The 23,414-nt window shown below is 33.4% G+C and carries 14 protein-coding genes and 1 pseudogene; 2 read left to right on the forward strand and 13 right to left on the reverse strand.

Going from position 1 to position 23,414, the window contains the following annotated elements; translation table 11 throughout:
• Positions 1-3: 3 nt before the first annotated feature.
• The 3 genes from AAFN75_RS07395 to AAFN75_RS07405 all read right to left on the reverse strand — a co-directional run bounded on the left by AAFN75_RS07395 (position 4) and on the right by AAFN75_RS07405 (position 1,880).
• Positions 4-489: a phage tail protein gene (locus AAFN75_RS07395; RefSeq protein WP_411809273.1), complete on the reverse strand. Its 486-nt coding sequence runs from the start codon at positions 487-489 to the stop codon at positions 4-6.
• Between the two features lie 146 nt (positions 490-635).
• Positions 636-1,247, reverse strand: a complete 612-nt coding sequence (locus AAFN75_RS07400; protein ID WP_411808957.1) for a phage tail protein — start codon at positions 1,245-1,247, stop codon at positions 636-638.
• 12 nt (positions 1,248-1,259) lie between these two features.
• A complete protein-coding gene (locus AAFN75_RS07405) occupies positions 1,260-1,880 on the reverse strand; it encodes a phage tail protein (protein ID WP_411808958.1) in 621 nt (206 codons plus the stop codon).
• Between the two features lie 333 nt (positions 1,881-2,213).
• Here AAFN75_RS07405 and AAFN75_RS07410 point away from each other — a divergent pair.
• Positions 2,214-2,588, forward strand: a pseudogene (locus AAFN75_RS07410) (LysM peptidoglycan-binding domain-containing protein).
• Between the two features lie 88 nt (positions 2,589-2,676).
• On the opposite strand, the gene AAFN75_RS07415 reads toward AAFN75_RS07410, so the two are convergent.
• The 4 genes from AAFN75_RS07415 to AAFN75_RS07430 all read right to left on the reverse strand — a co-directional run bounded on the left by AAFN75_RS07415 (position 2,677) and on the right by AAFN75_RS07430 (position 9,288).
• The gene (locus AAFN75_RS07415) at positions 2,677-7,113 is read right to left on the reverse strand and encodes a chemotaxis protein CheB (protein ID WP_411808960.1); all 4,437 of its coding nucleotides are present in this window, start codon (positions 7,111-7,113) and stop codon (positions 2,677-2,679) included.
• An 80-nt stretch (positions 7,114-7,193) separates the two neighbouring features.
• Complete coding sequence (gene nadD / locus AAFN75_RS07420; RefSeq protein WP_411808961.1) at positions 7,194-7,772, reverse strand: nicotinate (nicotinamide) nucleotide adenylyltransferase; 579 nt, start codon at positions 7,770-7,772, stop codon at positions 7,194-7,196.
• A 9-nt stretch (positions 7,773-7,781) separates the two neighbouring features.
• Complete coding sequence (gmk, locus tag AAFN75_RS07425; protein ID WP_411808962.1) at positions 7,782-8,372, reverse strand: guanylate kinase; 591 nt, start codon at positions 8,370-8,372, stop codon at positions 7,782-7,784.
• Positions 8,373-8,430: 58 nt separating this feature from the next.
• Positions 8,431-9,288: a YicC/YloC family endoribonuclease gene (locus tag AAFN75_RS07430; protein ID WP_411808963.1), complete on the reverse strand. Its 858-nt coding sequence runs from the start codon at positions 9,286-9,288 to the stop codon at positions 8,431-8,433.
• Between the two features lie 152 nt (positions 9,289-9,440).
• On the opposite strand from AAFN75_RS07430, the gene AAFN75_RS07435 reads away from it, so the two are divergent.
• Positions 9,441-10,562, forward strand: coding sequence for a formylglycine-generating enzyme family protein (locus AAFN75_RS07435; protein WP_411808964.1), 1,122 nt, complete (start codon positions 9,441-9,443; stop codon positions 10,560-10,562).
• A gap of 36 nt (positions 10,563-10,598) precedes the next feature.
• Here AAFN75_RS07435 and bglX read toward each other — a convergent pair whose 3' ends face one another.
• The 6 genes from bglX to AAFN75_RS07465 all read right to left on the reverse strand — a co-directional run bounded on the left by bglX (position 10,599) and on the right by AAFN75_RS07465 (position 23,319).
• Positions 10,599-12,914, reverse strand: a complete 2,316-nt coding sequence (gene bglX, locus AAFN75_RS07440) for a beta-glucosidase BglX (RefSeq protein ID WP_411808965.1) — start codon at positions 12,912-12,914, stop codon at positions 10,599-10,601.
• A 57-nt stretch (positions 12,915-12,971) separates the two neighbouring features.
• Positions 12,972-13,820 carry an endonuclease/exonuclease/phosphatase family protein gene (locus AAFN75_RS07445; RefSeq protein ID WP_411808966.1) on the reverse strand — a complete coding sequence of 283 codons (849 nt, stop codon included), beginning with the start codon at positions 13,818-13,820 and terminating at the stop codon, positions 12,972-12,974.
• Positions 13,821-13,824: 4 nt separating this feature from the next.
• Positions 13,825-15,417, reverse strand: coding sequence for a glycerophosphodiester phosphodiesterase family protein (locus AAFN75_RS07450; RefSeq protein ID WP_411808967.1), 1,593 nt, complete (start codon positions 15,415-15,417; stop codon positions 13,825-13,827).
• A 119-nt stretch (positions 15,418-15,536) separates the two neighbouring features.
• Positions 15,537-17,147, reverse strand: a complete 1,611-nt coding sequence (locus AAFN75_RS07455; RefSeq protein ID WP_411808968.1) for a RagB/SusD family nutrient uptake outer membrane protein — start codon at positions 17,145-17,147, stop codon at positions 15,537-15,539.
• 8 nt (positions 17,148-17,155) lie between these two features.
• On the reverse strand, positions 17,156-20,233 hold the full coding sequence (locus AAFN75_RS07460) for a SusC/RagA family TonB-linked outer membrane protein (protein ID WP_411808969.1): 3,078 nt from the start codon (positions 20,231-20,233) through the stop codon (positions 17,156-17,158).
• Between the two features lie 296 nt (positions 20,234-20,529).
• Entirely contained in the window at positions 20,530-23,319 is a 2,790-nt protein-coding gene (locus tag AAFN75_RS07465; RefSeq protein ID WP_411808970.1) for a triple tyrosine motif-containing protein, read from the reverse strand.
• Positions 23,320-23,414: the final 95 nt, after the last annotated feature.

Raw genomic sequence — 23,414 nt, forward strand, 5'->3', positions numbered from 1 at the left:
TTTTTAATTTCTAGAAGGAAAAAGTCCCTGTACACAGATAATATAATTAATTGCCAAGCTTGGTTGGGTATTGGTATGCGCTTGGTTTCCACCACTATTATTTACGGCATTATTAACGCTAAAGCCAGCCAACATTTTTTGTTCGGTAGGCGTAGTGTTAAAGGCATTTAACTGACTACTTATATATTGACCGTTCCCTACACCTTCTTCGCCGGCTGAAGTACTTACTGCAATCTCAGATGAAGACGAGGTTACCGAGTGTGTATGATTAGGTAATTGTAAAACGTTTAAAGTTTCTGTTTCAGCACCTATTTTTTGGCCTAGTGGTCGAGAAGTTAATCCTGGACCTTGTCCTTGCCCAATAGCTACGCGTCCTCTTAAATCTGGTAATGCGAAAGTGGTTCTACCATCGCCACCATAAGTGGTCCCTAATAGAGAAAACAATGCTTGATATTGGTTTATGGGTAATATCTGTCCGTGGCAAAGCATCCAACCTCTGGGAGCAAAATTCCCTGCAAACACGGTAATACCACCTAAATATTCATTACCGTCTTGAGCTTGTGTTTTATTAGTGCCTAAAAACGACACTAGTATTATGCATATAATTGTTATTTGTTTTTTCATCATCTTGTTTTTTAATTTCTAGAAGGGTAAATGCCATATAGTGCAATTATGTAATGTACACCTAAACTAGGTTGTATGTTGTTATGTGATAGATTGCCTCCAACAGTACCTAAGGTAGTAGTTGTATTTGCTCCGGCTAAATTCGCTCCCGCTGTAGATCCTGAGTTATAAGCATTGGTATGATTAGCCAAAACGTTAGCATCTGCGTTTAATTCTGTTCCCGTAACGGTACTTACAGCAATTTGTGCTGTTGTATTGGTTGCGTGGTTATGAGCGGGCATTTCATTTTGTGTTAATGTAACCTGCTCTACACCAAATCTAATTCCCAGTCTAAGGTCGGAAAGTCCTGGCCCTTGACCTTGGCTAACGGGCACGCGTCCTCTCAAATCTGGTAGGCCAAATGTGGTTCTGCCATCGCCGCCATAAGTGGTTCCTAATAAAGAAAATAATGCGTCATTTTGACTAATGGCTAAGAGTTGTCCGTCGCAAAATGCCCAACCTCGAGGTGCAAAATTACCTGCAAACATTTTAATTTGACCTGTATAAGGGGTCTGTGCTTGAATTGTATTTGTGCCTAAAAAGGTTAGGACTATAATACATGAAAGTATAATTTGTTTTTTCATAATATTTATTTTTTAGCTCCTTGAAGGATAAGTACCTGTTAATGCGATTATATAATTAATAGATAAAGAAGGTTGCATATTATTATGTGCTTGACCTCCGCCTGTGGGGGTTACTGTTGTAGATGATGTTACACCTCCCAATTTGGCGTTAGGTGTAGGGTCTTCATTATAACCACCAAGATGATTTGCTAGGTGTTGGCCATCACTAGAATCGCTAGTCCCCATATCATTACTTACATTAAGTTGTGCTGTTACGTTGACACTATGTGTATGGTTTGGCATTTGATTTGGCGTAATTGTTACAGTTTCTGTTCCAACTCTTTCGCCTAGGCTTCTTGATGTAAGACCTGGTCCTCTGCCAGGATGCATTGCGGCTCTACCTCTTAAATCGGGTAGTCCAAATGTGGTTCTGCCATCGCCTCCATATGTTGTACCTAATATGGAAAAGAGTGCTGTGTTTTGTGCAATTGGTAATAATTGCCCTTGGCAAAATGCCCAGCCTCTTGGTGCAAAATTACCTGCAAAAATGGCTACTTCGCCCATAATTGGGTTTGCGCTTTGTGCTTGGGTTTGTTGGTTTGTACTAAAAAAGGAGATTAGTATCAAACATAAAACTGTGCTGTGTTTTTTCATGTTGGTTGGTTTTAATTAATAGCAATTGTTAAATCATTTACTTATTGTTAAAAACAAGTGAATGCGCTATTAAATAAATCAACCAGGGAGAGAGATTCTTAAAGAGAGGTCTAATATTCAGGTTTAATTTAGGGGAGCAAAAAAAATCCGATAATCGGTAATTAAATCATTATGAATGGATTGCTGAATTAAAATTTTTGGTTGGTTATTTAGTTTAGAAACTGCTTAAAGTACTCAGCTTTAAGCGGTTTATTTTTATTTTGTTAGTTTATAATGTCACTTATTAATAGTTATTGCGTCTTAATAATGTTAACCTTAAAAACAAAATAGACAATGGGATTATTTTCATTTATTAAAAACGCAGGAGCCAACGTATTTGGAATTGGAAAAACAGAAGAAGAAGAGGCTAAAGAAGTCGCTATGGAAGCTGCTGTAAAACAATTAAAATTAGAGGAAGCTGCCGCAAAAAAAGCTTGAAGAAACTCTAACGGTATTGCTACTGTTGACGACCAAATGACTGTTGAACACGAAGAACCTATAGCAAAATTTCATACGGTAGCTAGTGGAGATACCTTAAGGGAAATTGCAAAAACATATTATGGTAACGCTATGAAATACCCAGTTATTTTTGAAGCGAATAAACCAATGCTTACAAACCCAGACAAAATTTATCCGGGACAAGTATTACGAATCCCAACTTTAGATTAGAACATGAGCACTTAATTAATAGCTAATTACATCATTATGTTCGAAGGCCAACTTGCAAAAGTTGGTCTTTATTTTTTTTATAAGCCATTTATTTTGTAATCCATTTATTTAAAACTTTAAATAATTCGTCTTTAATAACGGGTTTAGACAGAAAATCGACACAGCCTTTATTAAAGCATTTTTCTTTTTCTTCTGGCATGGTATAAGCCGTTTGCATAATTACCTTAGCCTTTGGGTTTATTTCTAGAATGGCGCTTAAAGCATCTATACCATTCATTTCTGGCATTCTAATATCCAGTAAAACAACATCAATCTCTGGAGTAGTTTGGTAGGTGTTTACGGCTTGGATACCTGTTTTTGCAAATAGTAAATTGGCACCTGTGTTTTTTAAGACTACTTTAAAAAGCAATTGGATTAAGGCGTCGTCTTCGGCTATTAAAATAGTTTTATCTTGTAAAAACGACGTGCTTTTTGTTGGCTGCTCTTTGGTCTTAGATTTTTTAAGTTTTGTTAGTTTTAATGGTATGGTAAATTCGAACGTGGTGCCAGCATTAAACTTAGAACTAACATTTATGTAGCCTCCTAATAGCGTAACAATACCTTTGCAAATGGCAAGACCTAAGCCCGTGCCTCCATATTTAGCATTGTTTTGGTAATTAATTTGTTTAAAGCGTTCAAATATTTCAATCTGTTTTTCTTTTTTAATTCCTATACCTTGGTCTTTAACAAAGAATTTTATGTTATCCTGCTCGACTTCAAAACCAAAAGATATTTCGCCCTTATCAGAAAACTTTAAGGCATTATTTAATAAATTTAGAAGCACTTGTTGCAACCTATGGCTATCTGTAATAATTACTAAATCTTTATAGGTATCTGGAATAACCGTTTTAAAAGTAATATCTTTTTTATATTCATCGGTGTTTAGTTGATTATAGGTGATTTCTAAATTATCGATAAGATTTGGAACGTGGCACTCTTTATTCACCAACTTAATCTCATTGGATTCCATTTTAGCAACATCAATTATATCATCAATTAGGTTTAAAAGTTGTTTGGAATTTCCATCTATAATCTCAAGATATTTAAGGCGTTCTTTTTTTGTTAAACTATCGTTTTTAAGTAATTCCGAGAACCCTAAAACGCTATTCATTGGCGTTCTAATTTCATGACTCATATTGGCCAAAAAGTAGTTTTTATGCAGGTTTGCTATTTCGGCTTCTTTTTTAGCTTTTATAAGTTCTTCTTCGTACAGTTTTTGCTGGGTAATATCTTGTACAGCTCCTTTTAAGGCTATAATGGTATTATTTTCGTCCTTTACAGCTTCGCCCATAATACAAAGCCAACCGGGTGTTCCGCCCTGTCTTATAATTTCTAATTCGAGATTATATGGTATACCTTGGTTTTGGCAGTCGTTTATAGCTTTGGATATTGTTTTCCAGCTAGATTTGGTAAAAAGTTTACTACTCGATTTTAAATTTGGAGGCGGTAAATTAGGATCGAACCCATAAATTTTATAAAGCTCTCTTGTCCAGCGTACACTGCCGGTTTCTAAATCTAAATACCAACTGCCTACGTGTGTGATTTCTTGAGCGCGATATAGCTCTTCTTGACTTTTAGCAAGTTCTTCCTTTTTATTTTTAAGTTCGGTAATGTTGGCAAAGGTTGCAGCAAACTCTCCTTTAACGGGGCAAAATAAATGTACTTGGTAATGCTTGCCATCTTTGGTCGAGTATTCTTTTATATAGTGTTCTTTATTAGATAAGGCTGTCTCTCCAAAGGTTTTTATCCAAGCTGTTGGGTCGTCTTGTATGTAAGGCGCTATTTTTTTTAGTCTTTTTCCTAAAAATTCATGTCGTTCCAAACCTATTATCTTTTCAAAAGTAGGATTGGCATCTAAATATATCCAATCTATAGGTTGGCCCTCGTTATTGGTTATAATTTCGCCGTGTAAAAAGCCTTCATTTAAATTTTGAAAGAGGTTTTTATACCTTAGTTCGACTGTTTTTAGGTCTTTTTCGGTTTCTTTAAGTTTATTAATATTATTTAATGTAATTACAATGCCATTTATTTTTTTGGCTGATGTAATAAAAGGACTCGCTCTAAATAAATAGTAGTTTTTATTTTTATCGCTTAATTGTTTTTCGATAGTTATAAGTTTCTCTAATACTAAACTCGAGTCTTTAATAATTCCCGCCCTAGTATCTTCTAAAAAATTGGATGTAAAGCTTGAAAGTGGTCTGCCATAATCGGACTCGTGTAAATTAAAAATTTCCTTAAGTGCCGGTGTAAATTTTCTAATGCGTAACTCGGTATCTAGAAACAGCGTAGCAATTTCGGTGTTATCTAGTAGGTTTGTTACATCGTTACTTAAGTTTGTAAGCTCCTTGTTTTTTTCCTGCATTTCAGAATTTACAGTATACAATTCTTCGTTTACAGATTGTAATTCCTCGTTAGTGCTTTGAAGTTCTTCGTTGGATGCCATGAGTTCTTCATTAGACGATTGTAGCTCCTCATTACTAGTTTCTAGTTCTTCAATAGCATTTTGTAATTCTGTTTTTACAGCTTTAAGTTCATTTTCTAAATCCTCCAAACGTTGGTTAGATACCTCTTCTACATCTATATTTTTAAGTACTACAGGTGCTTCCTTATCTAAAACTTTATCATTTGTAAATTCTATTAAATAACAACCATTTAGCGCATCATCTATATGTGGTTTATGGAATTTTAAATCAAAAGAAAAATTTTGGGTTTTAGTTTTATTAATAACGCCTTTTATAATAACATCTTGGTTTTCACTTTCTAGTCTGCGAATACCACTTCTTATAAGTCCTGCAATGTCGGTATTTACTATTTTTAATAAATTATTTTGAAAAAGACCTTCGTTATGGGATAAACGTTTTCCGGCATCGCCTTTAATAAAAAGGATATTAAAACTTTTATCTATAAAAATGGATGCAGGACTAAACTTTTTACTTAAATACTTATGGAATACTAATTCTGGGTTTTCTTTAACTCTAAAATTAGGTGATTGAATGTTAGTTGTAGGTGTTTTATATGAAATGGTTGAAACCCGCTCTAAACTGTTGCTCTGCGAAGGATATTGTCTTGTGCTCGAAATATTCTGAAATATTTTCCACTTTACATCGATAGTTTTAAAATGCTTTGATACCGTTCCTAACGACTCGCTATTACCCAAAAATAAGTAAGCATATCGATTTAAGGCAAACTGAAAATTACGCATCACTTTCTTTTGAATTTTAGTGTCAAAGTAAATGAGTAAATTTCGGCAGGAAATTAAATCCATTCTTATAAATGGTGGGTCTTTTATTAAGTTATGATTAGAGAAAACTATTTTCTCTCTAAGGCTTTTAATAATTTGTATTTTATCGCCAATTTTTATAAAATAACGATCTAAGTATTTTTTATCAATTTCGTTAGCAATATTAATATTGTACATACCAAGCCCCGCAAATGTTAAAGCTCTTGGATCTATATCTGTACCAAATATTTTAAAATCAATGTTAAGATTGTTACTTTTAATATAATCGTCCATTAAAATGGCTATCGAGTAAACTTCTTCACCAGTAGAGCAGCCGGCAATCCAGATACGAACCGTTTCATCTACTTGTTTGGATTCGCATAATTTTGGAATAACCTTGGTTTTTAAACTACTAAAGGCTTCGGTATCTCTAAAAAAGCGAGTTACCCCTATTAGAAAATCTTCTTTAAGCGCTTGTTTTTCTTCTACATTGCTAGATAAAAAGGTAACATAATCGAATAGATGATCAATGTTATTAATGCTCATTCGTTTTTCTAACCTACGGATAAGCGTGTTTTTTTTATACTCTCTAAAATCGATTCCAGAAAATTTAAAAACGATAGTTAATATATTATTTACTAAGTTATCGCTAGATGTTGGCGTGTTTAAGTTTTTTGTCAATAAGGAATTATTTATAGGTGTTCTGTGTATTAATTCTGCAATTTTTTCGGGTGGCGCGATAAAATCGGCTAAATTAGTTGCTATTGCAGAGTTTGGCATACCATCAAATTGCGCAGTGATGGGGTCCTGAACGATTATTGTACCTCCTTGTTCCTTAATAGTATGTATGCCTCGTGAGCCATCTGAACCGGTACCAGATAATATAACACCCATTGATTTGGTGTTATATTCCTCACCTAAAGTATGAAAGAAGATATCTATTGGTAAGTTTAAATTGTTTTTTGGCCCTTTGTCCAGCAAATATAATTGGTTACCCTTAATATGAAGGTTTTTGTTTCTTTGATTTAAATAAATGCAATTTGGCTTTATAACTTGCTTATCTTCTGCCGTGTAAATTGGCATAGACGTGTGCTTACTAAGTAACTCTGGCATTAAACTTTTAAAATCTGGCGAAAGATGTTGTACAATTATAAACGCCATACCTGTAGTACTAGGTACGTGATCAAAGAGTGTTTGTATAGTATCTAAACCTCCGGCTGAAGCACCAATGCCAACAACATAAAAATCTGATTTAATAGTCTTCATAAGTAAAGTTTGGTTAGCTAAAATATTAAATTAGCTAGACAAAACCTACTTTAAACTGAGGAAAATTCTTTCGTATTGAGCTACCTGTAAAAATTCATCTCATCCAAATACTCCCAAACATTTTTAGGTAACATGGGTTTGATGTTTTTACCGTCTTTTATAGCTTTACGAATAAATGTTGAAGAGAGTTGCATAATAGGCGCATCGACATGATGTATTTTTTTATGCCCATTAAATTGGTTGTCTACCGTAGTGTTTGATATTCGAGGGTAAACATAAATGTGATGATTTTCTAGAATAACTTCATAGTTTTTCCATTTATGAAAACTATTTAGGTTGTCTTCGCCCATAATTAAAGAAAAATCATGATCTGGATATTTTTCTTGTAAATGAGCAAGGGTGTTAACGGTGTAGTTTGGTTGCGGTAAGCTAAACTCAATATCGCTGGCTTTTAACTTATCGTAATCCTTAGTGGCTTCATAAACCATTTCTAAACGTTGGTAATTATCAAGTAAACTACTTTTCTTTTTAAACGGATTATGGGGTGTAATTACAAACCAAACCTGGTCTAAATCGCTATATTCTGCCATGTGGTTTGCAATAACCAAATGCCCAATATGAATAGGGTTAAAAGAGCCAAAATATAAACCAATTTTCATTTTATTGTGCTAGGAGTTTAAGAAGTCTTCAACCTTTTTTTCAGCCTCTAGGAGTGCTTTTTCTAAATCGTCATTAATAATTATAGTATCAAATAAAGGAGCGGTGGCTAATTCGGCCGATGCTTTTGCAACACGCATATTTATTTTATCTGCACTTTCAGTTTTACGCTTTTTTAAACGTATTTTTAATTCATCTATACTTGGTGGTTTTACAAAAATAGCCAAAGTTTCTTCCGGAAATTTTCTTTTAATTCGTAATCCTCCAGAAACATCAATATCAAAAATAACATTTTTACCTAGTGCCCAAATACGTTCAACTTCAGTTTTTAAAGTCCCATAAAAGTTATCGCGATATACTTCTTCCCATTCTAAAAAGTTATCGTCTTTAATATTGTTCTTAAATTCTTTGGCCGATAGAAAATAATAATCCTTTCCATGCTCTTCCGTACCTCGTTTTTCTCTAGAGGTTGCCGATATTGAAAACTCTAAATTTAGGTTTTCTTTACCTAATAAATGCCTAACAATGGTAGTTTTACCAGAGCCTGAAGGCGCCGAAAATACGATGAGTTTGCCTTGTTTTTTTGTTTCTTTTTCTGCCACTTGTATGCTAATATTTTACAAATTACTGCCGACTAAAGACTGACTACTGCCAGCTTTTTTAAAGTACGTTCAATAACTGTTCCTTAATTTTTTCTAATTCGTCTTTCATTTGCACCACCAATTGTTGCATTGGTGCATAATTACTTTTAGAGCCAATAGTATTTATTTCTCTACCCATTTCTTGACTAATAAAACCTAATTTTTTCCCGTTAGAATCTTTAGTATTAATAGACTCCGTAAAATATTTTAAATGGTTTTTTAAGCGTACTTTTTCTTCTGTAATATCAAATTTTTCAATGTAATATACCAGTTCTTGCTCAAACCTGTTTTCATCGTATTTTTCTTTTAATTCTTGAACACCTTTTAATAAACGCTCACGAACACCTTCAACACGTTCTGGGTCCATAGCTATTATTTGCTCAAGTATATTTCCTATTGAAACCACACGATTGTTAAAATCTTGCTCTAATACTTTACCTTCATTTAGCCTGTGTTGGTTTAAGGCGTCTATAGCATTATGAATTTCAACTTCAATAGTTTTCCATTCATTCTCATCTATTTCTTCGCGCACAGTATTAAGAGCGTCAGGAAAACGAACAGCCATTTTAAGCAATTCCAAGTCGTTTCCATTTGCAACCTGCTTTAATTGCTCCATATATTGCTTAACAACAGGCGTGTTTATTTGGGTTGATGTGTCTTCGGCAGTAGCTTCAACATAAATTGAAAAATCAACCTTTCCACGTTCAAGTTTATCGGCAAGAATTTTTCTAATAGATAATTCTTTTTCCCTGTATATAGATGGCATTCTAGCATTTAAATCTAAATTTTTACTATTTAAAGATTTAAGTTCTATAGTTATCTTTTTTGTTGGCAATTGCAAAACAGATTTACCATAACCTGTCATTGAATATATCATAAATGCTCGTATTTAAGTTGTGCAAAGGTAATTAAAACTAAAAGACTGAAAAGGTAATTACTTAATGTTAAAAAAAATACTTTAAATGTATTATTTTGGGTTATAAGCCATTAAATAAATACATTTACCAATATTAATTGATAATTACAATAATGAATAAGAATAGGGGTTTAGCTGTAGTTGTGGTTTGCTTACTAGTTATGTTTTCGTGCAAAAACAAGCAAACTGAAAAGGAAGTTGACGTTGTTGATGCAGCTAAAAATGTTACCAACAAAATAACTAACGAGGTAAAACAAAAGTTAATTTCTAATGCGCCTAATGGTATGGTTTGGATTCCTGGAGGTTCTTTTTTACAGGGTGCTGTAGATCAAGATGAAATGGCTATGAGTCATGAAAAACCGCAACACGCCGTATCGGTAGATGGGTTTTTTATGGATATTACAGAAGTTACCAATGCCGAATTTACAAAATTTGTTAACGAAACAAATTATATAACAGTGGCAGAACGTGAGATTGATTGGGAAGAGATGAAAAAACAACTTCCTGAGGGCACACCAAAACCACATGATAGTATTTTACAACCCGGCTCGTTAATGTTTAAAAAAACAAAAACATCGGTTCCTAATTTATATGATTTCTCACAATGGTGGCGCTGGGTAATTGGTGTAAACTGGAGACACCCTAGTGGTCCAGATAGTAATATTGAAGGTAAAGAAAATCATCCAGTAGTTCATATTAGTTTTGAAGATGCGCAAGCGTATTGTAAATGGGCAGGCAGACGATTACCAACCGAGGCCGAATGGGAATATGCCGCAAGAGGTAAAAAAACAAGCACTATTTATTTTTGGGGAGATGATAGATCTGAGCTTTCAAAAATGGTAAATAGTTGGGAAGGCGAATTTCCGGTAAATAACACCTTGCAAGATGGTTTTGAAAGAACTGCACCTGTAAAATCATATCCACCAAACGATTTTGGATTATACGATATGGCAGGAAATGTTTGGGAGTTTACCACCGATTGGTATAACATTAATTACTACCAAGAGCTAAAATCTAGCAATAAAGATATTTTTAATCCGCAAGGTGCCGATAAGGCTTATAACCCTAATATGCCATATACACCAGAGAAAGTTATAAAAGGCGGTTCTTTTTTATGTAGCGATTCCTATTGTGCAAGCTACCGTGTGTCTTCTAGAATGGGTACAAGTTTAGACTCGTCTGCAGAACACATAGGGTTTAGAACGGTTGCTACTCCTGATATGTTGGTTAAATAAAATTTGTTTATAGCTTTTTTTGAACAACATCTCGTATTAATCTACAACGGTAAATGATGCTTTTAAGTTAGTTGTGGAGTCTCCACCTACCCATACATTAAAATCGCCCAGTTCTACCTCCCACTTTTTATTTATGGTGTAAAACTGTAGTGTTTCTGCGTTAATGGTAAAATGAATTGTTTTGGTTTCGCCAGATTTAATCATAGTTTTTTCAAAACCTTTTAGCTCCTTTATTGGGCGAGTTATACTCCCAATTAGGTCTCTAATGTAAAGTTGAATAACCTCTTCGCCATCTCTATTTCCTGTATTGGTTACATCTACTGATACTTTTATTTCTCCATTTGTGGGTATTTCTGTTTTATCAAGCATAAGGTTTTTATACTCAAAAGTTGTATAACTTAAACCAAACCCAAAAGGGTATAAAGCTGTTTTAGGAGCATCTTGATAGCCCGAATATGTAACATGTTTTGGGCTTGATGGCCGTCCCGTCATTTTCTGGTTATAGTATAAGGGTTCTTGACCAACGTTATGAGGGAAAGAAACAGGTAATTTTCCTGATGGGTTGTAATCTCCAAATATTACATCGGCAATGGCATTGCCAGATTCCGAGCCTAAAAACCAGCATTCTAGAATGGAAGGCACGTGTTTTGCAGCCCAAGAAATATCCATTGGTCTTCCGTTCATTAAAACAATAACTACGTTTTTATTCACTTTGTAAACCGCTTTTAATAACTCATTTTGAAGTCCTAATAACCCAATATTAGACTGACTTCTACCTTCACCAGTTTGATAGGCATTTTCACCAATAGCTAATAATACAACGTCTGCTTTTTTTGCAGCGTCAACAGCGGCAGCAATTCCGGAGTTATCCGTATTGTTAAATTCTAGTGGATGTAAAAATTGGTTACTGCCTGGTTTTATGTTGGGTACTGTTAAATCAATCCCTTTTTCATAATGTATTTCAGTGTTGTTTCCTATAGCGTTTTTAATGCCTTCTAAAAGAGAAACAGCCGAATTGTTTTCTCCTTTTCCTCTCCAGTTTCCTAGGGGCGTATCCTTATCATTTGCTAAGGGGCCAATAACAGCAATGCTTTTTATGTTTTTTGATAAGGGTAATATATTGGTTTCATTTTTTAATAATACTATCGACTTTTTTGCGCCATCACGAGCAATTGCTAAATGGGCTTCGGTAAATACGTTATTTTTTTCTCGCTCTTCATTACAGTATTTATATGGATCTTTAAATAAGCCTAATTTGAATTTTACTCGTAGTACTCTTTTTACGGCATCATCTAACTGGGCTAAAGTTATTTTCTTTTCTTCTAGTAACCTTTCTAAATTGGCTTCATAGGCATACGATTCCATATCCATGTCGCTACCAGCATTCATTGCAATTTCAGAGGCATGTTTCTTGTCTTTGGCATATCCATGATTTCTCATTTCCCCAATAGAACCCCAATCTGAAACTATAAATCCGTTCCAATTCCAGTCTCTTTTTAAAATATCGCGTTGTAGCACTTTGTGTCCGGTTGCAGGAATACCATCAATCTCGTTAAATGAGTTCATGAAAGTTGCAACACCAGCTTCGGCAGCTGCTTTAAAGGGTGGTAAAATGGTATTGTGTAATTCAAATTCGCCAACGTTAACGGTGTTATAGTCTCGTCCAGCTTCGGCAAAACCGTAACCTGCAAAATGCTTAGCACAGGCTGCTATGGTGTTTGTATCAGTTAGGTTGGTTCCTTGAAATCCATTAATACGTGCTACTCCAACAACTTTGTTTAGGTAAACATCTTCTCCTGCACCTTCCATGATTCTTCCCCAGCGGGCATCTCTTGAAACATCAATCATAGGAGCAAAGGTCCAGTGTATACCAGATGCGGCTGTTTCTTTAGCTGCAATTGCTGCCGTGTTTTTTATAATATTTAAATCCCAACTAGCTGTTTCACCTAAGGGAATAGGGAAAATGGTTTTGTATCCATGAATTACATCATACCCAAAAATTAATGGAATTTTAAGTCGTGAATTATCCATAACAATTTTTTGAGTTTCACGAGTAGTAGCTACAGAAGCAATATTTAACATGGATCCAACTTCCCCATTTTTTAGTTTTTCGAGTTTAAATTGGTCTGTTTTTGAAGATGATGGTCCAGTGGCATTCCATTTTCCGCTATACTGCACTAATTGACCAATTTTTTCATTTAAATGCATTAAGGCTAAAACCGAATCTACTTTTTGTTCTATAACCTTATCGCTGTTTGAAGTTGTTAAAGTATCGTTTGTACTAGATTTTTTAAGACTAGTTAGAAATATAACAAGTAATATTATGGGGATATATGATAAGATTTTTTTCATTTGAAATGTGTTAAATAGGTCTTTTAAAGCGTGTTTTAATGGTTGGTTTAGCAGAAATTATTCTAAGCTTAGCTGAACAAATACTGGGAAATGATCTGAAGGGTATTTTAAATTAATATTACTCGATAAAACACCATGCTTTTCAACTTGAATTCTAGTAGTTTTTGAAGTCATTATATAATCAATTCTTCGTGTTACAGGTTCTTCAAATTTAAACCCATTAAATGTTCCATTAGAACCAAAAGTTAGTTTGGCTATATTTTTGGAATCATTCATAGTTTGTTTTAAATCTTTAATTAGATCACTATTAGGTTCTACATTAAAATCACCCATAATTATAACAGGATAATTTTTAGAATTAAGTTCTTCTATTTTATTAAGAATTAATTGCATACCCTGTTTTTGAGCTTCTGCTCCTTTATGATCTAAATGTGTATTAAACACCCATATTTTTTGGTTGTTACTGAGTGTGGTAAACAGGCCGTAAGTGCAAATTCTAGGGTAGGCGGCATCCCAACCTTTAGACACTTTATTTGGTGTTTCAGATAACCAAAAGGTATTTTGCTGCTCTACTTTAATTTTTTTAGGGTTGTAGAAAATAGCTGAAAACTCTCCTTTTTCTCCACCGTCCCGACCTATTCCGAAGGCTTTATAATCTATAAGAGCAGATTTTAAATCTGCCATTTGGTTAGGGCGCGCTTCTTGAACCCCTAAAATATCTGGGCTATAAAATAATATTTGCGAACTTAAAAATTGGCTTCTGTTTTTCCATGCATTTTCACCATCTGAGGCGACATCTAGCCGTATGTTATAGGTCATTACACTAAGGTTTTGACTTTTAATTGCTGTTTTACAACCAGAAATGGCTAAGGCAATTACACACAATACTTTTAAATAATTTTTCATTTTACTATATTTTTTGTTGAAAAACCCTAACGTAGTCAATTAGCATTTGTTGGGGGAAAACACTATCATCAATGCCTTTTCTTCCTCCTAACATACCGCCTACTGAAACATTTAAAATTAAATAAAACTCTTGATCAAAAGGCCACTCTGCAGTTGTTTTGTGTTCGTTTTCAATATGATTATACACAACACCATCTAATATAAAATTCATTTTTTCGGGAGTCCATTCTATTGCAAATACATGGAATGTATCGTAAGGTTTATTTATAAAAATTTTTTTACCACGTTGGGTGCCTCTTAAATGATTGAAAGCCTTGGTGTGTATCGTTCCAAATATAGAATCTGGGTTAAAACCAACATGTTCCATAATGTCTATTTCTCCGCATTCTGGCCAGCCCACTTCTTTCCTGTTATTACCTAACATCCATATAGCGGGCCATAAGCCAACGCCTTTTGGTAGTTTAGCTTTAACTTCTATTCTGCCGTATTTCCATGAGGCTAAGCCTGTGGTGTTTAATCGTGCTGAGGTGTATTGTGCAGTATCAATTTCTGTTATATATTTTATCCAGCTTTTCTTTTTAATTTCGGGGTTGTTAAAATCTTTATTTGCTATTTTTTCTTTATGTGCTTCAATAATTAAATGCCCTTTATCAACTCTAACATTTTTTAAGCTGTCTGTATAGTATTGTTTTTCTCTATTGCTTAAAAAACCATAATCATATGCCCATTTTGTGCTATCTGGTTTGCCATTATAATTAAACTCGTCGCTCCAAACTAATTTGTAACCTTTAGTGGTTGGGCTTTGCTTTATTTTTTTAAAAGAAAGTTCTGGTTCGTCTGTGGTGATATAATCAAAATTGTTAGCTAAAAGCCAATCAATATCATCAACTTTATTGGCTACCCACGCATTTAATTCTAAATTGTTTTCTTTAGCACTAGATATCCATTCTGGATGTATTTTGTATTTGTAAACTAGGTAGTCTAATCCTGAAATTCCTTCTTCTTTTAATTGGTTAGGCGATTTTGAGCCGTCTAAATACTGGGTTTTAGCATTAGGGTCTAATTCCTTTATTTTTTTTAATATACTATAACTAAAGCTTATGTAGGATAAAATGTGGCTTTCGGCCTTAAGTTCTTTTACTAGTTTTATAGTCTGTTCTGCTATAAGCAGATTTTTTTCTTTGGTTTTTGCTGGTTTTAATTCGCAGACCAAACCGGTGGAGTCGTTATTTTTTAGACCAGCAGCTATATATTCTTTTAGCGTTGGTAAAGTTTCTCCGTTTGAAAGTTTAAATTTTGAGAGTTCGGCATATGTAGATTCTTCAATAACTAAAGAATTGTAATCTTTATCGTGAGTTACAACAAGTACACTGTCTTCTGTTATCCGAACATCAAACTCTGAACCTGTACAGCCTAATTTTATGGCTTGTTTTAATGATGCAATGGAGTTTTGTGGTAAATGGTTTGTTTTCCACGCACCCCGGTGTGCAATAACAACATTGTTTGCAAACGTGATTTTGTTTTTTGAACTTGATGTACAAGCTATAACGCTTGTAAAAATAAAAGTTGAAATAAAAATAGTTTTGCAAACGCTCATTAAGGAGTACATAATTTGTAAATTTTTAAAAAGATATGGATTTTTAGTAAATAAATTTAATACCTAAGAGCAAATACAATTGCTCTTAGGTATTATTTAAAGTATGTTCTTAACAGGTCTTAGTAACCATCATTTTGTGGAAAATCTGGACCTAATAAATCTAAATCTATTTGAGCAATTGGCCAATTAATATAGTGTGGTTGCCAATTTGTTCTTGGGTCTTTAGAGCCTAAATTAGCAGGGAAATATTCTCCGTCGCCTGCGTAATTTGTTATTTGAAAATCTATAACATCTTGTCCCATACGTTTTAGGGTAAACCAACGCTGACCTTCAAAAGCCAATTCTCTTGCTCTTTCATCTAAAATAGTTTGCTGGTTTACAGATGTAACTGCTTTGGCACCAGCACGCGTTCTTACTGCGTTAATGTAAGGTAAAGGGTCTCCTGTAGATCTCATAATAGCTTCGGCTGCAATTAAGTACGTTTCTGCTAACCTATAAACTGTAATATTACTTCTGTTTAGGTAAGAGTCTGGATTATCGTCTTCCTGGGCAAATTTTATGCATGATGGGTGCATTCTTTGGTAATAGGTTGTGTAATTTGTGCTAGGATTAGCTAAGTCGGTTATTGGAGCATATGTATCTAGCTCTTCACCAATTCTATCCCCAGAAGTGTAATAATATTTAAGTCTAAAATAAGTATCATCATCTCTAGTGTCATTAGGGTCTTCAGCTAAAAGATTTAATAAATAAAGGTTAGGTAATATACGAGAAAACCCTCTTCCACCTTGCTCTATATTGGCTTCGATACCAGATATTTGAAAATATTGTGTTACATAATTTGCATTGATCATAGTCGTGTTACCACCGCCTAATAAATCATCTTCGGCTTGAATAACAAATAATGACTCTGAGTTGTTTCTATCGCCATCAAAAACAGCTGCTGTGCTGGAAACTAAGCTATGAGGCGAATCTGGACCCTCAATAACATCTAAGGCTTGGTTTTTAGCTTCAGTCCAATCGCCTTGCCACATAGCAACTTTAGCTTTTACATGTTTAGCAGTGCCTTTAGTAATGCGTCCAAAAGTATTTGTCCACTCTAAATGTTCTACTGCAAAATCTAAGTCGCTATTAATAAGGGCAAATATGTTTTCTTCAGAAGATTTGTCATTTACAACATCAAATGCGTTTTCAACAGTTACTGTTTCAGTTGTAACGTAAATGTTATTAAACATTCTATATAAATAAAAATAAGAGTGTGCTCTAAAAAATTTAGCTTCTGCTAGAACTTGGTTCTTAACATCTTCATCGATTCCTTTAGCAACTTCAGCCGCATTTATAATGGCAGTAGCTTTATTAGTCATATTATAAAAGTGTTTCCAAAACAATGAAGAAACAAAGTTAGCACCTTGGTCTACTGGTGAAACACCTCTTTCGTATCTACCCATTAAACCTGTATAACCTGTTCTGCTAAAGGCTAAATCACTTCTAGAAGACATTAGTACGGCACCCATAAAATCTTCTGTGCTTGTTTGGTAACGATCTCTTTCAAATTTGTATAGACTTACAACTCCAGATTTTAATCCTTCTTCTGTAGTATAAATATAATCTGCATCAATTGATGTGCTTGGGTTTTCTTCTAAGAAATCTTCGCAGGAAACTGCAAAAAATAATAATATAAGAAGCAATCCGGATCCTTTTAATTTTTTATAAAAACTTTCTGTATTCATCATTTCTTTTTTTAAAATTTAACTCTTACACCAAAGGTGAAACTTGTTGCATCTGGATATCCCGTATCTGCGCTTGAAAATGTAGATCTTATATTTACTTCTGGACTATAGCCTATGTAATCTGTATTTGTAAATAAGTTGGTTCCTGTTACATAGAACCTTATCATTTCTAAATCTAACTTGTCTGTGACTATTTCTGGTAACGTATACCCTAAACTTAGGGTTCTTAATCTTACATAAGAAGCATCTTTAACTGCTAAAGAATTTAAGTATAAGGGGGTAGAATCGAAATTTGCTCTTGGGTATGAATTAGATGGATTCTCTGGTGTGTAATAATCTACTTTAACACCATTAAGTTTACCAGATATTGTTCCTCCGTTATTGAAATCGGATAAAAACGGGTTTACTTTTGTTGCGCCTTCTACAACATAAAAATCGACTAATAAATCGAAACCTTTATATTCGAAAGTTGTAGAGAATGAGCCAAACCAATCTGGGTTTTGATCGATAAATACACGATCTTCTGGAGTAATTTTTCCGTCAGGGCCAGATATTATATTACCTTCATCATCAACACCGTTAACATCTTTAATTTTAATGTCTCCAGGGCTTAAGTTGTCCTGGGTAAGTGATGACTCTGGGTTGGCTTGAGCTGCGTTTTCAAAATCGTCGCCTTCTTGCCAAATACCATCAAAAGCATATTGATAAATAACACCTACTGGCTGTCCTACGTAGTAGTTATATGTGTCATCTCGGGTTATTTCATCGCCATTACCATCTGTATATAGCTCAATAAGTTTATTTTTATTATTAGACCAGTTTGTTGAAACAGACCATTTAAAATCTTCTTTATTAATTATATTAGCTGTAAGACCTAGTTCAATACCTGTGTTTTGTAATTCGCCAGCATTAAAATATGTAAAGGTGTAACCCGTTGTAGAAGGTACTGCTCTTTTTAATAAAAGATTTTTTGTTCTTGCATCATACCAGTTAATGTTTCCAGTTAACACTCTTTGGAAGAGAGAAAAGTCTAAACCAACATTTGCTGTTGTAATTCTTTCAAATTCTAAATCTGGATTTGGTAAAATTGTTGAAGGTGAAAAACCTGATGCCGATTCGCTATCAAAAATATAAGGTTCTGGATCTGCTGTAAAAAGCGATGTATAAGGAATTCCTAAATCGTTTACTAGAGAACCGTAACTTAATCTTAGTTTTAATTCTTGTATAGCATCTACATTTTCTAAAAAGCTTTCATTGTGCATTTTCCAAGCAAAAGAACCTGCAGGGTTGTAACTCCATTCTTTTCCTACTCCGTTTAATGATGAGCCATCTGCTCTCATTGTTCCTGTAAATAAATATTTATCCATTAAAGTATAACGTGCTCTTGCCATATAGGATAGATAATTAATTTTATCGGAATCGCGTTCTACGCTAAGGTTGCCAATGGCACTTGCAATACCGTTATAACCGTTATCTTCGTTTGTAAACCCTTGACCTTCGGTAAAGGTTCTTTTTACATCATCCTCTTGTGCAGATTGTACCAGAGTAACATTAAACTTATTGTTTTCATTTATCGCTTTATCATAAGTTAAAATGTTTTCTATTAAGAATGATTCTCTTAAACGGCTATCTATACGTGCAATTCCACCAACATCATCACCAGCAGAACTTAAAGACGATTGGTACTGTCCTCTTTCGGAAGTTCGTCTAGTCATGTTTGCTTTTAATTGATAGGTTAAGTTGTCTGTGATTTTCCAGATTGGAGTAATGTTCATAACAAAGTCATTTCCTGTTTCTTCGTTATTTTGCTCACGCAAATTCCATAATGGATTTACTGCAGATAACTCTTCACCACTTGGAAAACGAGATATGCTACCATCAGGATTATAGGCACTTCCTAATGGGGATGTTGTAATAACATTTACGTTTGCTGCTCTGTCTGTATTATCATTTAAAAGGTTTAAATCGAAATTAACAGAGAATTTGTCGTTTATGTTTTGATCTACATTTAAACGCAATGTTTTTCGAGTGTAACTTGAGGATGGAATCAATCCATCTTCTTTAAAGTAATTAATACTACCAAAAACCTTAGTTAATTCTGTGCCGCCGCTAACACTTATAGCTTGACTATTAACGAAGCCGTTTCGCATTAATTCATCTTCCCAATCAACAAAATTACCATTGGCTATGTTTTCTAATTCTATTTCAGAAAAAATATCTTCATCATTTGGGTAAGAGTCATCAGCTCTGTTTGTTCTTACAGCTTCGCGTCTTAATTGTGTGAATTCTTCTCCACTATATACATCAAAATTACGCTCTATGGTTTTAGTGGTTACAAACCCATGGTAACTAACACTTACTTTGCCTGCTTTACCACGTTTAGTAGTTATTAAAACCACACCGTTAGCACCTCTTGATCCATAAATGGCTTGCGCCGATGCATCTTTTAAGAATTCTATAGATTCAATATCGTCTGAGTCTATATCCTCTATGCCATCATCTCTAATAATGCCATCAACTACATAAATAGCACTAACATTACCTTCAATAGAACCTTGTCCTCTAAAAATAATATCAGATGTTCCACCTGGTCTTAATGTACCACCGCCTACATTTACTTGAAGACCGGCAATTCTACCTCTCAACATTTCATTAACATCGGATGTTGGCGATAATGTAGCTTTTGATAAATCGGTTATAGCTACAGCATTTACAATATCGCTTTTCTTTTGTGTACCGTAGCCTACCACTACAACTTCGTCTAGTATGTTTTCATCTTGTTCTAACAGAATAGTTATTTGGTTGGAAGTAGTTTGGGTTTCCTTTGTTTTATAACCAACATAAGAAACAACCAATATAGTTGCGTTGTTGTTAACTGTTAATGAAAATTTCCCGTCAAAATCGGTGGATACTCCATTATTGGTTCCTTTTACAAGTACTGTTGCTCCTGGTAAAGGCATGTTATCTGATGCCGACAGCACAGTTCCTGTAATTGTTTGTTCTGATTGTGCTATTGCTCCTAATGAAACAGATAAACACAATATAAAGAACAGTACTTTAATTTTTTGATAACAAATTTTAAATTTCATAAAATGGTTGTTTTAGTTTAGTGTCAAAATTATAGTTTGATTAAATTTTTAGTCGGTATTCAAAATTAACTGTTTGTTAAAATTACCGGTAGAGACTGATAATTCAATAATTTTTAAGCCGATAAAAAACGAACATTGTATTTAAAACGTGCAATAATTGTAAAATAATTAGCCAAAAACCTTGTGAATACTATAATGTTTAAAAAACCATTAAATTTAGTTTAAGCCTATAAAAATAGAGGGTTTTAAGAGCTTGTAGTGGTAATGTCGTGGTAAATAGAGTATCTGTAGTGTTACTAGAACTTTAAGATATAGTTAACAAGGCCACTGTCGTGCTCTAAATCAAGTTTTTTCCTTAATCGGTAACGCTTTGTTTCAACACTTTTAACCGAAATATTTAGTAAAGGGGCCATTTCTTTTGAAGACAAATTAAGACGTAGGTAGGCGCAAAAACGTAAATCGTTTGGTGTTAAGTCTGGATGAACTTGTTTAATTTTTTCTAGAAAGTCTTTATCTGCATTGTTAAATGCCTGTTCAAAGAAAGACCAGTCTTTTGTGTCGTTTAAATTACTTTCTACAAGTTTTATGGCTTCAGCATTATTGGCATCCTTACTCTTTTTTAATTCTTTTTTAATTTTATTTAATACCCTATTCTTTTTAATAATACTCATAGTTGATATTGCCAATTCTCTATTTTTATTCTCAATATCTTGATTTAGTTTTTCATTTTTAATTTGCATTACAATTTGCTTGTTTTCTAACTCCTTGTTTTTAAGCATTTTGTTATAGTAGTTTTTATAAATACTATTTGTTAATAAAGCAATGGTTATTAATGCCAAAAGGTATAAGAACCATGCCAAATTAGATATATACCAAGGTTTGTTTATAGTGAAGTTATAGGACGCTATATTGTTTGATACCTTGCTTCCTACTTTGGCTTTTACTTCAAAATGATAATCTCCATATGGAAGGTTTTCGAAACTGCTTTCTGCTTTGTTAGACCATTCACTCCATTTATCAATATTTCCATTCAATTTAAATTGATACTTAACATCTAAAAATTTTTCATATTCTGGTACCGAGTAATTGAATGTTAAGATTCCATATTTATAATTGAAATCACCAGAATCTTTAAGCGAGATTTTTGTTGTAGTATCTTGATTTATATCGGTATTAGAAATTGAATTTAAATGGACTGAATAATCTTCATTATAGGTAATGTTATCTAGGTTAAGTTTTAAATATCCATTTGCTGTTCCTAAAATATAAAGATCCTGCGCTATAGTCTCAATATTTTCAAAACCTAAAGCACCTCTTCTAAAGTAAGAGGGTATAGGAATACTAGCTATTTTAACTTTATTGGTAAGATTGTCATTATCAATAAAACTAATACTCTCTTTAGAAAACACCCATAGTTTTTTGTTTAAATCGACCACCATTTTTCCAGAAATGTACTGGTTTCCCATGGCTACCTTACTTAGTGATGAGTCTTTTTTAAAAGCTCTTAAACTATCGTAATATTTAAAAACGCCATTGTTGGACATATATAAAATATCACCTCTATAAGTTGTTAAGCTAGAGTTTTTTCCTTTTGGTAATTTTTTTTCTTTAACAACCTTAACCACTTTAGTTAAACTGTCGTTTAATTCGAGTTCAAATACGCCTTTATATTCATGATTTACCCAAATTTGATTAGAGTCGTTAATTTCAAAATATCTAGAAGAGTTATTAAAGCCCTTTATTTTGTTTCTTAATTTCCAGTTATTATCAACTTTTTCAAGGACATAAATGCCATCATAATTCCCTTGTAATAATACATTTTCTTGGTTTGGGACGTTTTTGAAATTCCATACTCCAAAATGGTCGCTTATTTGTTTGGCCTTATCTTTATTTACCAAAAAGGTTCCTAAATGATGCCCACATAGCAAATCTTCATCATTATAATTATATAAACTCCAAACCTGACCAGCAGTACCTTCTATAAATTTAAAACTATCATTTACAGATCCTAGTTTACGGTAAAACAATCCTTGATTTGTACCCAAATACAAATGGTCATTAAATACTTTTGTGGCATAAACGGTTCCTAAAACACCATCATAATCTATAAAAGTTCTAATTGGCGATGTTACATTTATACAGTCTAAACCATTGTCTAAACCTGCCCAGACATTATTGTTGCTATCTTCAAATAGAGATAAAACAGTATTGTTGCTAAGTCCTTTTTTTTGATTTATAATATAATCGATTTCTCCATCTTTAGTTAGATGCAATATTCCTTTGGAAATAGTACCAAGCACAAAACTTTTATCGCTTAATTGAATTGCGCTAAACACACTTACGTTTTTCAATGTATCTATAGCTGGTATATGCCAAGGAGTTAATTTATTGGCTTCAATGATATAAAAACCAGACTTTCTAGTTAAAAGTAGTATGTTTTTATTGCTCTCAAAAATATTAATAACTCTGTCTTTTAACGCAATAGGGTCATTTACCAGTAGTTTTGGTTTGCCATCTTTAACTGTATATAACCCTTCGTTATCCACATGGTAATAAATGTGATTATCGATTTTGAAAATTTTATAAATTAAATTTTTAGAGGTTATTATTTTAAACTCTTTAGTAATTGTATTGTAAAAATAGATGTGTTTTCTAGCTTGAAAAACTACCCATTCATTATATTCAATAATATCCCAAATTTGTTCGTCAATCAATAAATTGCTATCCAGATTTGATGCCAACGATTGGTATTCTAATACTCCAAAATCATTTTTAAGCCAAAAGCCAAAATCTGAATAACAACCAGTATAGATCTTATCCTTAATAGCATTAACCGATCTAACTATAGTGTTGTTAGGGGATGGGTACACACTCCAACTGTGGCCGTTATATTCAAGAAGGCCTTTGTTATTAGCTGCGTAAATAAAATTGTCCGATCCTTGAGAAACCATCCAATTTTGGCTATCTGCATTATAGTCTATTGGCGAAAATTTTTGAATAGGAGGTAATTCCTGTGCAATTAACGTATTAGTGTAGACTAGTAGAAAAATGAAAAAAGTAAAGGCTATTTTTAAATTATTTTTCATATAAATGGTACTCAAAAACACATATTAGATTTTTTCCTTTAATACAATTTAAGAAGTTTTAAATTGAAACTTGTATAAACCTTATAAATTATGAA

It is taken from the genome of Algibacter sp. AS12, assembly GCF_046736315.1.
Taxonomy (GTDB): domain Bacteria; phylum Bacteroidota; class Bacteroidia; order Flavobacteriales; family Flavobacteriaceae; genus Algibacter_B; species Algibacter_B amylolyticus.